This is a genomic window from Paenibacillus ihuae, from assembly GCF_001368795.1.
Classification (GTDB): domain Bacteria; phylum Bacillota; class Bacilli; order Paenibacillales; family Paenibacillaceae; genus Paenibacillus_AQ; species Paenibacillus_AQ ihuae.
Genome location: NZ_LN831198.1, coordinates 3,977,918 through 3,991,469 on the forward strand (window position 1 = coordinate 3,977,918; position 13,552 = coordinate 3,991,469).

Genomic DNA, 13,552 nt, shown 5'->3' on the forward strand with positions numbered 1-13,552 from the left:
CCCGCACCAGCATATCTGCCGGAATTTTCTCCCCAAGCACAAAACATTCCGAATTCTGTATCGCCAAATCGATTACCTGTTCATAGGCTTCGCCCCTAGGGTCTGTATACATTCTCATTCTGTGCGTCTCCATTTCTGTTCGGAGTAAATGCGGCCGCTGACATTAGCGTAGTGTTTTCACCATCTTGAAATTAACTAACTCCACACCTTTACGTTCAATGATCTGCTGCTGGATAACGCGGTATCCTAAACGTTCAAAAAATGGCCTGGCAGTTATACTTGCCTCTGTATCCATTTCATTAAGTCCTAACCGCCTTGCTTCCGCTTCAAGTGTATTCACCAAAGCAGAAGCAACCCCCTGCCGCAGAAAATCCTTATGAACAAAAAGTCTCTCTAAATGCCCCTCTTGAGTCATATCAGAGAATCCAACGATTTCACCTTTGATCTCCACAACATAGGTAAGATTGTGACTCAGAGCGTCTTTCCAAGCCTTCAGCTTGAGCGGCTCTTCCTCTTTGGGTGCCCAGGCATGAAGTTGCTCCCCGGTGTAATCCCGTTTGTTCACGGAATGCACTGTTTCGTAGAATATAGAGACAATCTGATTAATATCCTGTTCCGTATACTTCCTTAAATCCATTAGGTATCCTCCTCTACACCGCTTTGATCGACTTAATGTGCCGGCACTTCGGAAAGCTGCTGCAGCCGTAAAACTGGCCCTTCGGACCATTACGAAGGACCAGCTTACTGCCGCACTTAGGACAAGTGAGTGCATCCGCAGGAACTTCTGCAATGATCGCCTGCGGTGTAGGAACCGCTGCCGGATTCATAGCCAGAATCATCTCAATCAGGGCTTCACGGTTGATCAGCTTGACCCGGTTCGATTTGGCCAGATCATATGCAGCAGCCGTATAGTCGCTGTTCGATACAACCCAAGCTTCGGACGCTCCGTAATGTGCGATTGATGCTTGCGCTTCTTGAACAGCTTTGATACCAACGTTCTTACTATATCGCTTGGCTTGAACAACAATCTTCTTGCCGTCTTTCTGGATAATCAGGTCAGCCCCATAATCGCCGGCGGCCTTTGTAACTTCGCATTTATACCCCTGCGCCCGGAATAGGTGACCCAAGTATTTCTCGAATTGAATACCTTCCATTTTATCGATATCAGCGATTCCTGATCTCTTCAGGCGCTCATCCCGCTTGTTTCCGATATTTCTCATAATTAAGGTCACTATTGCCAGCCCTAAAACAACGCCTACAACAACGCCGTATAGAGATTTCGTAATGAGAAAACCTAGTCCAGCCATTGATATGGCAGCTAGTCCAGCAAGTGCTTCAAAAAACTCTTCCTCTTGTTTCGCCTTACTCTTTCTTCGTGCCACATTTAGTCCCTCCATGTCGAATTACATATTGATATGGTATTTTCGACAGCTGGAACTATATCCCTGCAAAATTATAGAAAACCCTCTGCATGAAGAGAATCAGTCCTAGAAAGCGAAACCAAAAAGTCGCCCAATAATAAAGAGCGACTTCTGAACAAGTATTCAATTCAATCATGCAACGAGTCTGACCTATAGTACGGTGTCCGCTCTTCATCCGCCCCAAATACGCTGTGCTTTTTGCTTAGAAACTTTAGGTACTTATAAATACAGAGTGTTATATAGTAGCGGAATGTACACCAGCAAATTTAAAATGGCTGTTATAAAAGACCATTTAAACCGATTTCCGCTCTTTTCTAAAACTATTGAGAGTACGAGTATCAAGATCAGCAAAATTGCCGGGTAAATAAAGATGGAAGTAAACTTCTCATTATTAGAAAGATCCCCAGGATATGAGGAGGAAGCATTCAATCTACTTACTTGTATCCAAAATAAAGTTACTACTGAGTAGAGACCGAGTAAGAATACATCAGCAACAATATAGACTGTTCTCCTAATATTCCTCATCTATCGCCACGCGCTCGATGCAAATGATCTATAAGAAGAGTCTTCACTTGTATCTTTATTAATTCCCCATAAATTAACAATCAATAAATTCACAACTCCTCTTCTTTTAATATTATAAAAATAACATAAATAACTTTTTTCAAAAACAGTTACATTCGAGATTTTTATTTTCATTTTAATTCAATCGTGATTGTCACTCTCGCCTTATTTCCTAAGTATATTTTTTGCTTTCTTGACCCAATATTCGTAGCTGCAAATATATTAACGCCGTGACCAAAATGTGACCATTTCTGATTATGTCGCTTATCCAAGCCCTCTACTTCCACTCATCCACAGACTAATAAAAAGCAAAAACCCCTTTGCTAGGCAAGGGGTTTAGTGAAGTGGGCCCTACAGGACTCGAACCTGTGACCAATCGGTTATGAGCCGACCGCTCTAACCAACTGAGCTAAGGGCCCGGATCTAAAGTGTCCGAATGTACGATGGCTGTAGGAAAATAAATTGGTTGCGGGGGCAGGATTTGAACCTGCGGCCTTCGGGTTATGAGCCCGACGAGCTACCGGGCTGCTCCACCCCGCGTCAGTAATCATATTCAAACAGCGACAATAGTTAATATACATTAAATGAGGGCCAAAAGTCAAGGATGAAATTGTTAATTCTCAGGGTAAGAACCGTACCCCGTAACGGCCTTTCCGTGAACGGTAAATCTCTACAAAACTCGGGTCATGGTAACCGTAAATCCAGCCGTCCTGCTCCAGTCTTTTTGCCAGGCAGCCTGCTTGAAATCTCGTCCTGAACAGCTTTGCAAAGTATATCCAGTTCATGATGGATGTCTCCTCTGAAGGTTGTTGTTCATCGCTGCAGTTATAGGATACCCCACTATGATAAAAAAATATGCGTGACTTCCGGATTTCATTACTGAAAACCGAAAGTCACGCATGTAAGACACTTACACTCCAAACGACGCCGGATCTTTACGCCACGATTGCAGCTGCGCTACATCGCTCTCGGCGATCTTGCCTTGGCTCAGGGCCACATCAATGAGGGTGGTGTAGTTGGACAGGCTTTGCAGGGGCACACCGGCTGCAGCGAAGCCTTCAGTGGCGCGGTCCAGCTCGTAGCTGAAGATCGCCAGGACTGCCAGCACTTCACCGCCTGCTTCTTCTACGGCCTGCGCCGCTTTGATCGAGCTGCCGCCGGTGGAGATCAGGTCCTCAATTACAATCACCTTTTGGCCGGGAGAGATGATACCTTCGATCTGGTTCTGCTTACCATGGCCCTTGGCCTTGTCACGGATGTAGGCCATCGGCAGGTCCAGCTTGTCGGCCACCCAGGCCGCGTGCGGGATACCCGCAGTGGCTGTACCCGCAATCACCTGAGCTTCCGGATAGCAGGATTTAATCAGCTCTGCGAAGCCATTCGCGATATAGTTACGCACTTCCGGAAAAGACAGGGTCAGACGGTTGTCGCAATAGATCGGTGATTTGATGCCGGAGGTCCAGGTGAACGGTTCCTGCGGGCGCAGGGCAACCGCTCCAATCTCCAATAGATAAGCTGCGACCTGTTCGCTTGTATTCGATAATGTACTCATGCTTGAGTCATCTCCTCAATGATTGATAGTGCAGCTGCGCGTGGATCGGCTGCTGCGGTAATCGGGCGGCCCACTACAAGGAAGTGGCTGCCCTGCCGGATAGCTTGTCCCGGCGTCATAACCCGGGATTGATCGTCCAGAGAGGCGCCTGCCGGACGGATGCCCGGAGTCACGGTGACGAACTCCGGACCGCAGGCAGCAGCGATTGCCGCAGACTCCTGCGGGGAAGCAACCACGCCATGCAGGCCGGCTTCTGCCGCCAGACGGGCGTAGCGCACCACGGTATCCTCCACGTTCCCGGCAATGCCAATTTCCCCATTCATGACTTCCTGGCTGGTACTCGTAAGCTGTGTCACCGCGATAATCAGCGGAATATGCAATGAAGGATGCAGGCTGACTGCCTTGGCGGCCCCCTCAAGCGCTGCTGCCATCATCGCCTTGCCGCCGGAAGCATGAACATTGAACATATCTACACCAAGCTTAGTGATGCTCTCTGCTCCACCCCGGACGGTGTTTGGGATATCATGCATTTTGACATCAAGGAACACGGAATACCCGCGATCCTTCAGCTCCCGGATAAAGTCCGGTCCAGCTGCATAGAACAGCTGCATGCCGACTTTCAGGTAGCACGGAATGCCTTCCAGCTTATCGATCAGTACCCTGGCCTCGGCTGCATCAGGATAATCAAGAGGAATCATCAGCCTTCCGGCCATTTCATCCCGTTTGGTGATATGACCGATACTCTCATGTTGGGCCTGTTCTGGAGTCTGCTCCATGGGTTATTATCCATCTCCTTCAGTACAGTCCCGGGCACAGCGGAACGGTCTGCGATAAACGCAAACCGTCCTTTGGGGAACCGCCCGGAAGCTGCCCGTAATTTTCTATTTTATTGTCCGACAAAAGCTGGCATCGACTGCGACGAGAAGTTAATCGTCTGCAGCATTCTCAGCAGCGCCGTTACCGTATCCAGTGATGTCATACATACGACCCCGTTCTCTACCGCTTCACGGCGGATACGGAAGCCGTCGCGTTCCGGCGTCTTGCCTTTGGTCAGGGTATTGAAGACGAAGTTCGCTTGACCGCTGCGGATCAGGTCGAGGATGGTAGGCTCGCCTTCATCCAGCTTGTTGACGTTCATCACGTTCAGGCCTGCCTGTTCAAGCGCCTGCGCTGTGCCGCCGGTTGCGATGATTTTGTAGCCCATGGCGTGGAAGCCCTTCATCAGCTCTACTGCCTCAGCTTTGTCTTTGTCGGCAACTGTAACGATGATTGCACCGGTTGCCGGAATTTTCATGCCCGCACCGATCAGCCCTTTGTACAGCGCCTTAGCATACAGCTTATCGCGGCCCATGACTTCACCGGTTGATTTCATTTCAGGTCCCAGGGTAGGTTCTACTCTGCGCAGCTTGGCAAAGGAGAACACCGGAACTTTAACCGATACATAGTCGCTTTCCGGCCACAGGCCTTCTGTATAACCATCTTCCTTCAGCTTACCGCCGAGGATGATTTTGGTTGCCAGGTTAGCCATCGGAATGCCGGTTACCTTGCTCAGGAAAGGAACCGTACGCGAGGAGCGCGGATTCACTTCGATTACATATACTTCATTCTGGTAAATAACAAACTGGATGTTGACCAGTCCGATCGTTTTCAGCTCTTTGGCAATCTTGATCGTAATTTCACTGATCTTCTGTTTCAGCCCATCATCCAGATACTGCGGAGGGTATACGGCGATCGAGTCGCCGGAGTGAACGCCTGCGCGCTCCACGTGCTCCATGATGCCCGGAATAACAACCGTTTCCCCGTCGCAGATTGCATCAACCTCAACCTCTTTACCCAGCATATAACGGTCGATCAGCACCGGGTGCTCTGGATTAACCTTCACCGCTTCCACCATATAGCTCATCAGCTCAGCATCATTGTAGACAATTTCCATTGCGCGTCCGCCTAGTACATAAGAAGGGCGTACAAGCACCGGATAGCCGAGTGATTGTGCAGTTTCTACAGCTTGACTTGCATCCGTAACCGTCTTGCCTTTCGGCTGGGCAATATCGAGGCGGGCCAGCAGGGCTTCGAATCGCTTGCGGTCCTCAGCTTCATCAATGCTCTCCAGGCTCGTGCCAAGAATATTAACACCGGCTGCCGCCAGCGGGGCAGCAAGGTTAATCGCCGTTTGTCCGCCGAATTGGACGATGACCCCAATCGGATTCTCCTGTGCGATAACGTTCATTACATCTTCAAAGAACAGCGGTTCAAAATAAAGCCGGTCTGAAGTATTAAAGTCCGTCGATACGGTCTCCGGATTGTTGTTGATAATGACAGCTTCGTAGCCGGCGTCTTGAATGGCCCATACCGCATGTACGGTAGAGTAGTCAAATTCAATCCCCTGGCCGATCCGGATCGGACCGGAGCCGAGCACGATTACCTTTTGCTTATCCGAATGGGTCACTTCATTTTCGGTCTCATAGGTAGAATAGTAGTAAGGAGTTGTCGCTTCGAACTCAGCCGCGCAGGTATCTACCATCTTGAAGACCGGCGTCAGACCCTGCTGCAGGCGCATAATGCGGACCTCCGCTTCCTTCGTCTGTGCCCCGCCCGGACGTCCTTCTGCGCGAATCTCGGCGATGGCCCGGTCAGTGAAGCCTTTACGTTTGGCCTGGTAGAGTGTTTCGGCGCTTAATGTTTCTTCACTGCGCAGCACATCCTCAAAGTTAATCAGGCCTTCAATCTTGGACAGGAACCACCAGTCCACGTTCGTGATATCCTGAATTTCCTGCAGGCCGTAGCCGCGGCGGAACGCTTCCGCAATCAGGAACAGCCGCTCGTCATCCGGCTTCGCCAGCCGGGTACGCAGCACGCTCTCTTCCAGCAGCTCTGCACCCGGCAGACGGAAGCGGTGTACGCCGATTTCCAGGGAACGAATTGCTTTATGGATCGACTCTTCAAAGGTACGGCCAATCGCCATTACTTCTCCGGTCGCTTTCATTTGTGTGCCCAGCTTGCGGTTCGCGTAAATGAACTTGTCGAACGGCCAGCGCGGGATTTTGCTGACGATGTAATCGAGTGTCGGCTCAAAGCAGGCATACGTCTGGCCTGTAACCGGATTAACGATCTCATCCAGCGTGTAACCGAGGGCGATTTTGGCCGCCATTTTGGCAATCGGATAACCGGTCGCCTTCGAGGCAAGCGCCGAGGAGCGGCTTACCCGCGGGTTTACTTCAATGACATAATATTGGTAGCTCTGCGGATCAAGCGCGAACTGCACGTTGCAGCCGCCTTCGATATTCAGTGCACGAATAATCTTCAGTGAAGCACTGCGCAGCATCTGATATTCACGGTCAGAAAGTGTCTGGCTCGGCGCTACGACGATACTGTCTCCTGTATGTACTCCAACAGGATCAAAGTTCTCCATATTGCAGACTACGATACAGTTGTCATTCGCATCACGCATAACTTCATATTCTACTTCCTTCATGCCGGCGATACTCTTCTCCACCAGACATTGGCCGATCGGGCTGTAACGGATCCCCGCTTTGACCGTTTCGCGCAGTTCTTCCGCGTTGTCGCAAATTCCGCCGCCTGTCCCGCCCAGGGTATAAGCCGGACGGACAATCAGCGGAAAGCCGATTTCCTCAGCGAAGCTCATAGCTTCCTCAACCGTTGTAATGATCGTGCTTTCCGGTACCGGCTGTTCCAGCTCACGCATCAGCTCCCGGAACAAGTCGCGGTCTTCTGCTTTCTCGATGGACTCCAGCTGGGTACCCAGCAGCTTCACGTTCTCCGATTCAAGCACGCCGGCACGGGCCAGCTCAACCGCCATATTCAGGCCGGTCTGGCCGCCCAGTGTCGGCAACAGGCCATCCGGACGCTCCTGGCGGATAATGGCCGTTACGAATTCGAGTGTAATCGGCTCGATGTAGACCTTATCAGCCATATTGGTATCCGTCATAATCGTAGCCGGGTTACTGTTGATCAGTACAACCTCAACGCCTTCTTCTTTCAGCGCCTGGCAGGCCTGCGTTCCCGCATAGTCAAACTCAGCGGCTTGCCCGATCACGATCGGGCCGGAGCCGATGACGAGGATTTTTTTAAGCTTATCATTCTTTGGCATGTTATAGGGCTCCTTTCACGGCTTCAAGCTTAGTAGTAGGTTTCGGTGCCGTGATTCTGGCATTTGCCGCAAGCTGTGCCTGGCGTGAGCCGGCAGGTGTCTTCGCTTTGTGGTCGGCAATCATTTGCAGGAAACGGTCGAACAAATAGCTGCTGTCATGCGGTCCCGGCGCTGCTTCCGGATGGTATTGCACCGAAAATGCAGGGTAACGGGTATGTTTTAAACCTTCAATGGTCTTATCATTGTTGTTGATGTGTGTCACTTCCAGCTCCGTGCTCCGCACGGATTCTTCATTTACAGTGTAGCCATGGTTCTGTGAAGTGATGAAGCAGCGTCCGCTTTCCAGCTCCTTGACCGGATGATTCCCGCCGCGGTGGCCGAATTTCAGCTTCTCAGTGTCTGCGCCGCAAGCCAGAGCGAACAATTGGTGGCCCAGGCAGATGCCGAAGATCGGATATTCACCGAGCAGCTCGGAGATCGTTTTCACTGCATAAGGCACATCCTTCGGGTCCCCAGGGCCGTTCGACAGCTGAATACCGTCCGGGTTCAGACGGCGGATTTCGTCCGCTGTCACATCATGTGGCACCACAACCACGTCACAGCCGCGGCTGTTCAGCTCGCGCAGGATACCGGTCTTCGCGCCGTAGTCAACCAGCACGATCCGTTCTTTGGTTCCCGGACTGCTGTAAGTCTTAGTTGTAGAAGTACGGGCAACCTGGTTGCGCAGCTCTTCAATCGTTGTATCTCCCATCATTTCCATCAGTTCTTCCACACGTTTGTTCGATGTGGTCAGGATGGCTTTCATGGTGCCGTAGTGGCGGATAATGCGGGTCAGCATCCGGGTGTCGATCTCGCTGATGCCGGGAATGCCATATTCCTTCAGCAAGTCGTCTACACTGTATTCAGCACGCCAGTTGCTTGGCACTTCCTCATGGCGGCGCACAACAAAGCCGTGTACAAACGGACGCACAGATTCGAAATCATCGCGGGTAATGCCGTAGTTTCCGATCAGCGGATAGGTCATGGTAACGATCTGTCCACAATACGAAGGATCCGACAGCACCTCCTGATATCCTGTAATCCCTGTGTTAAATACAACCTCGCCTGTCATTTCGCCTTCAGCGCCAAATGCGGTGCCTGTAAAAAGCGTTCCGTCCTGTAGCAGCAATCTCGCCTGCATTCCCTTCCACTCCTTCTTGTTTCTTTAGTCTGATTCTATGCCTTGCATCACCAGCGGAGTGTACGCGCCAAAATGCCGCCGTAGGTTCACCTGCTCCATACAGCCGGCATTTTCGTCCCACCAGTTCGTTAATTACGCTTTAGTCCATACCTCTTTGCCGTCAACCCAGGTCTTAACCGGCCAGCCCTTCAGCTTCCAGCCGGTAAAAGGAGTATTGCGTCCTTTGCTGGCAAAAGCAGCCGGATCCACCACTTGCTCTTCGTTCAGATCAATCAGTGTTAAATCGGCAGGTGCTCCTACCGCAAGGCTGCCTGTGTTCAACCGGAACACGCGGGCCGGATCAGCGGTCATCCGCTGTACCAGGAGCGAAAGATCCCATTTGCCTGTTGCCACAAAAGCCGTGTACAGCAGCGGGAAGGCTGTCTCGAAGCCGACGATGCCAAACGGTGCAAGCTGCATGCCCTTTGCCTTTTCTTCTTCACTGTGCGGCGCATGGTCGGTTACGATGATATCTAGTGTGCCGTCCAGCAGGCCTTCAATACAGGCCTCCACATCGCGGCGCGAGCGCAGCGGCGGGTTCATTTTCCAGTTGGCATCAAGCCCTGGAATGTCTTCCTCAGAGAGCAGCAAATGATGCGGACACACCTCAGCGGTTACTTTAATGCCGATTTGCTTAGCCTGGCGGATCAGCCGCACCGATTGCTCCGTGCTGACATGGCACACATGGTAGTGGACGCCTGTCGCTTCAGCGAGCAGAATATCGCGTCCGACATGAATGGCTTCCGACTCATTGGGAATTCCCTTCAGGCCGTGCTTCGTTGCGAAGGTGCCTTCGTTGACCGCACATCCTTCCACCAGTGAATCATCCTCACAGTGGGCTATGACCGGCATATCTAAGGCTGCTGCCAGCTTCATTGCATTCTTCATCATTTGGGCAGTCTGTACGCCTACACCGTCATCGGTAAAGCCAATTGCTCCGGCTTCCTTCAAGGCGGCAAAGTCCGTCAGCTCGCGGCCAAGCTCATTTTTGGTGATCGCCGCATAAGGCAGCACTTTAACGAGTCCGGCTTCGCGCGCTTTGTCTTTGACAAGCTCCACGATCTCCGGGGTGTCTGTCACCGGGCGGGTGTTCGGCATGCAGGCGATCGTGGTAAATCCGCCCTTGGCCGCCGATAGCGCACCGGTTGCAATCGTTTCTTTATGCTCAAAGCCAGGCTCGCGCAGATGCACATGCATGTCAATCAGGCCGGGAACCAGCAGCTTGCCTTCAGCTTCTACAATTTCTGCAGAGGCATCAGCAGCCGGCAGATCACTTTCGATCGCTGTAATAATTCCGTCCTGCACTACAATATGCTTGATTTCCAGTTCGCCTTCTTTGTTCAATACGCTGGCGTTTCTAATGATCACTGTCATGATTCTCCTTTTGCCCGCAAGCCGCAGCTGCAAGCTCTCTCGTTATTATATAATAAAAATTCATCTTTGTGTATATTTATTAATACATTTATGTCAGGTTTTTAAGAGTTCCCCTCCGGTTACAGAAGCGCCCGTTCCATCACGGCCATTCTGACCGGAACCCCGTTTGCCATCTGCGGGAAGATCCGCGACTGGCTGCTCTCCACTACTGCATCGTCAATTTCCACATTGCGGTTAACCGGCGCCGGATGCATGATGATGGTATTCTTGTCCAGTTTCGCCGCGCGCTCCTCGGTAAGTCCATACTGCTTGCGGTATTCTTCGGCTGACTGCAGGATGCCCGTGGCATGGCGTTCCAGCTGCACGCGCAGCATCATAACCACATCAGCCTCCAGCGCCTCTTCCATTGTTACATAAGGTGCGTACTGTGCCAGTTCCGGAGCTTTCATGCTGTCCGGTGCGCAGAACTGCACCTTCGCCCCCATCTTTGTCAGTCCCCAGAGGTTAGAGCGCGCTACGCGGCTATGCATAATGTCTCCTATAATGGATACTTTCAGGCCCTTCAGCTCGCCAAAGTTTTTGGTCATCGTATACATGTCCAGCAGCGCCTGCGTCGGATGCTCGTTGTTCCCGTCTCCTGCATTAACCAGCGGTATGGATACTTTCTCCGACAGCTGCTGCAGGACACCTGCAGGCTTCAAACGCACAACTCCGGCGTCGATCCCCATCGATTCCAGCGTACGGACTGTATCGTAGATCGATTCACCTTTTTCTACACTGGAAGCCGCCGCTGTAAAGTTCAGCACCTGGACGCCCAGGCGTTTCTCGGCCATTTCAAAGGAAAAGCGGGTACGTGTGCTATTCTCAAAAAACATATTGGCTACAAAGTGCGACTTCAGCACCGGGTTCAGCTTCTCGCTCTGATTGTCCCAGTAGGCCGTTCTGTTCAAAAGCTGTAAAATCTCTGTCCGGTCCAGCTCCTTAATTCCCAGCAGACTGCGTTCCTTCACCTTGGTTGCTGTCATCATTGTTATCGTTCCTCCCGGTTCGAAATAATGTAAACCTCGTCTCTGCCGTCATATTCCGTCAGCGCCACTTCGATTTGCTCATGTCTGGAGGTAGGTACGTTTTTGCCGATGTAGTCCGGCCGGATCGGCAGCTCGCGGTGTCCGCGGTCGGCCAGCACAGCTAGCTGGATCATCCGCGGCCGTCCGCAATCCATCAGTGCATCCATTGCAGCGCGGATCGTACGGCCGGTGTAGAGCACATCGTCGAACAAAATTACTTTTTTGTCACGGATGCCGCTGGTGCCGGCGGGAAGGGTCACATTGCTCTCCACGACCGCCCGGTCCATTGCTTCCCGGTTGTCGCCGCCTTCGCGGTCATCCCGGTAATGCGTGATGTCGAGCTCTCCCCAAGGGATGTCTACTCCTTCAATCTCCTTGATCCGTTCCGCGATCCGTTGTGCCAGGTACACCCCGCGTGTGCGGATGCCAATCAGCAGGCAATTCTCAATCCCTTTGTTCTTCTCCAAAATCTCATGTGCAATGCGCGACAGCGCCCGGCGAATTGCCGTCTCATCCATAATTACATTCTTCTCGGTATACATTATCTGGCCATCCTCTCGCTTGTACGCCCGTTCAAGCTCCCGGAAATCAAAAAACTCCTTGCCCGAAACAGGCAAGGAGTGAAATCCGCAGATTATTAAAGATGGCGTGTCCGCGCGCATAAAAAGGCCCTCCGTACTCATACGGATTCCTTTCTAAGTCGCGAACCTCGATTCACGTTACCTTGCCAGCCTCACGGGACTGAATTAAAGGCGCATATTCATTTAACAGAATTATGACAGATGTTGAGGCGGGTGTCAAACTGGGAAAGATTTCTTTGGGTTGGTGGGGGCACTGGTAGGTGATGGGTGGTTGGGGGCGCTGGTTAGGTGATGGGCGCTGCTGCGGGGATTTTGGACTTCCGGCCACTGTTATGTTTGGATTTCCTGATTAATACCGCTAGCTGCGGTAGAAATCCAAACATAAAGGCGGACGCTACCGCTCCTACAGTTCCAAAATCCCCTCCGCGCTTCCACCTAACCGAAACCTTTCCCAGTTCGAAGGAGGAAGGGCAGCAGGGGCACAACGGCTGGGCTGGGCTCCCAGCGTTACCAACTAGAAAAGATAAAAGATAAAAGATAAAAGATAAAAGATAAAAGATAAAATAAAACATACAGAATATCAGCGGCAAAAACCACGCCTGCTTATTTGATAAAGCTAACAATGATTAGAACTAGGAATAAAGCAGGGATACCGTACATCACAGCATAGCCAATATACCGGATAGGCGCCGACAGGCTATCCAAATCCACTCTCCGGGGCGGGCCTCCGGCCTCAATCAGCTGCTGCGGAAGTAATTGATCGTCTATATAGGCTGTTTGGCGTTCCGTAACGGCTGAGCCGCTTGCTTCCAAGCAGGCACAAGCTCATCATATTCGGACTGTTTAGGATATGGATCTGTATGAATCATACCTATCACTCCTTTCGGATTAAGAACTTTTGCGGATCTTAATCAAGCCTGCCGTACAGGATGCCGCAAAATCGTCTTCAGCTTGGCAGTCTCTGTTTTGCGGGGGTCAGAGAGGTAAATTTCATGATGCCGTCTGACTTCTGACAGATCGCACAGCAGATCATGCTCTGCGATGTAGCTGTTCATTTTGGCAACGGTTGCGGGCTCGTCATCAAAGCTGCCGATATGCATACACTGTACGCATAGTCCCTCTGTGAATGTTACAAGTCCAGCCTTGGAGACATCAACCTGCGGCTTTTTCCGCTTTACTGCTTCAACCGCGGCGGCAAATACCTGTTCATTCACGAAATCAGGCTGGCGGATCATAGCTGTCCAGCTGAAGGTATCCTTGCTCGTGAGGTCCACTCCCCGAAGCCCCTCCTGCCACCACAGCCCCTCCAGCGGGGGCACTACATACTCAAAGTAGCCGTTCGGTGCTGGCCCGTTTTTGGGTGACATTTTAATCGTATAAGATAGGGTATATAGCGTCTCCACTGCCTTTTGATATTCGCCCTCCGGATCATTCGGGTTGCCGCGTCCGTTAAGTTGAATAAAGGTCATCGCCGGTACATCAATGATGCCGGGTTCAGTCTTTGGCTGATACAGCTCTTTATTGGTTTTCTTATAATCCATTTTGTCCATATTTACACTCCCTTGAATATATTCCTATTGCTATTCTATCAGCCCTAAATAGACATCTGTATGTCATATTCCAAGGAGGGCGGGAAATTCAGTCTTCACTTCCTTTTTTACTCTTC

11 protein-coding genes and 2 tRNA genes are annotated in these 13,552 nt (G+C 51.3%); all 13 read right to left on the reverse strand.

Going from position 1 to position 13,552, the window contains the following annotated elements:
* Positions 1–163 precede the first annotated feature (163 nt).
* The 13 genes from AQR02_RS18400 to AQR02_RS18465 all read right to left on the reverse strand — a co-directional run bounded on the left by AQR02_RS18400 (position 164) and on the right by AQR02_RS18465 (position 13,436).
* Complete coding sequence (locus AQR02_RS18400) at positions 164–637, reverse strand: GNAT family N-acetyltransferase (RefSeq protein ID WP_054941721.1); 474 nt, start codon at positions 635–637, stop codon at positions 164–166.
* Between the two features lie 13 nt (positions 638–650).
* Positions 651–1,382, reverse strand: a complete 732-nt coding sequence (locus AQR02_RS18405) for a restriction endonuclease (RefSeq protein WP_054941722.1) — start codon at positions 1,380–1,382, stop codon at positions 651–653.
* Between the two features lie 948 nt (positions 1,383–2,330).
* Positions 2,331–2,404 (reverse strand) — tRNA-Ile (locus AQR02_RS18410).
* 44 nt (positions 2,405–2,448) lie between these two features.
* Positions 2,449–2,525 (reverse strand) — tRNA-Met (locus AQR02_RS18415).
* An 80-nt stretch (positions 2,526–2,605) separates the two neighbouring features.
* Positions 2,606–2,770, reverse strand: coding sequence for a hypothetical protein (locus tag AQR02_RS32915; protein ID WP_167347621.1), 165 nt, complete (start codon positions 2,768–2,770; stop codon positions 2,606–2,608).
* Between the two features lie 125 nt (positions 2,771–2,895).
* A complete protein-coding gene (pyrE, locus tag AQR02_RS18420) occupies positions 2,896–3,537 on the reverse strand; it encodes an orotate phosphoribosyltransferase (RefSeq protein WP_054941723.1) in 642 nt (213 codons plus the stop codon).
* Complete coding sequence (gene pyrF, locus AQR02_RS18425) at positions 3,534–4,313, reverse strand: orotidine-5'-phosphate decarboxylase (protein ID WP_054941724.1); 780 nt, start codon at positions 4,311–4,313, stop codon at positions 3,534–3,536. Before pyrF ends, pyrE begins: the two co-directional genes overlap by 4 nt.
* Positions 4,314–4,423: 110 nt before the next feature.
* The gene (carB, locus tag AQR02_RS18430) at positions 4,424–7,645 is read right to left on the reverse strand and encodes a carbamoyl-phosphate synthase large subunit (RefSeq protein ID WP_054941725.1); all 3,222 of its coding nucleotides are present in this window, start codon (positions 7,643–7,645) and stop codon (positions 4,424–4,426) included.
* 1 nt (position 7,646) lies between these two features.
* Positions 7,647–8,825, reverse strand: a complete 1,179-nt coding sequence (carA, locus tag AQR02_RS18435) for a glutamine-hydrolyzing carbamoyl-phosphate synthase small subunit (RefSeq protein WP_054941726.1) — start codon at positions 8,823–8,825, stop codon at positions 7,647–7,649.
* Positions 8,826–8,957: 132 nt separating this feature from the next.
* Complete coding sequence (locus AQR02_RS18440; protein WP_054941727.1) at positions 8,958–10,238, reverse strand: dihydroorotase; 1,281 nt, start codon at positions 10,236–10,238, stop codon at positions 8,958–8,960.
* A gap of 119 nt (positions 10,239–10,357) precedes the next feature.
* The gene (locus AQR02_RS18445; RefSeq protein ID WP_054941728.1) at positions 10,358–11,266 is read right to left on the reverse strand and encodes an aspartate carbamoyltransferase catalytic subunit; all 909 of its coding nucleotides are present in this window, start codon (positions 11,264–11,266) and stop codon (positions 10,358–10,360) included.
* A gap of 2 nt (positions 11,267–11,268) precedes the next feature.
* Entirely contained in the window at positions 11,269–11,847 is a 579-nt protein-coding gene (gene pyrR / locus AQR02_RS18450; RefSeq protein WP_054942159.1) for a bifunctional pyr operon transcriptional regulator/uracil phosphoribosyltransferase PyrR, read from the reverse strand.
* Between the two features lie 950 nt (positions 11,848–12,797).
* Positions 12,798–13,436 carry a GyrI-like domain-containing protein gene (locus AQR02_RS18465; RefSeq protein ID WP_054941731.1) on the reverse strand — a complete coding sequence of 213 codons (639 nt, stop codon included), beginning with the start codon at positions 13,434–13,436 and terminating at the stop codon, positions 12,798–12,800.
* Positions 13,437–13,552 lie beyond the last annotated feature (116 nt).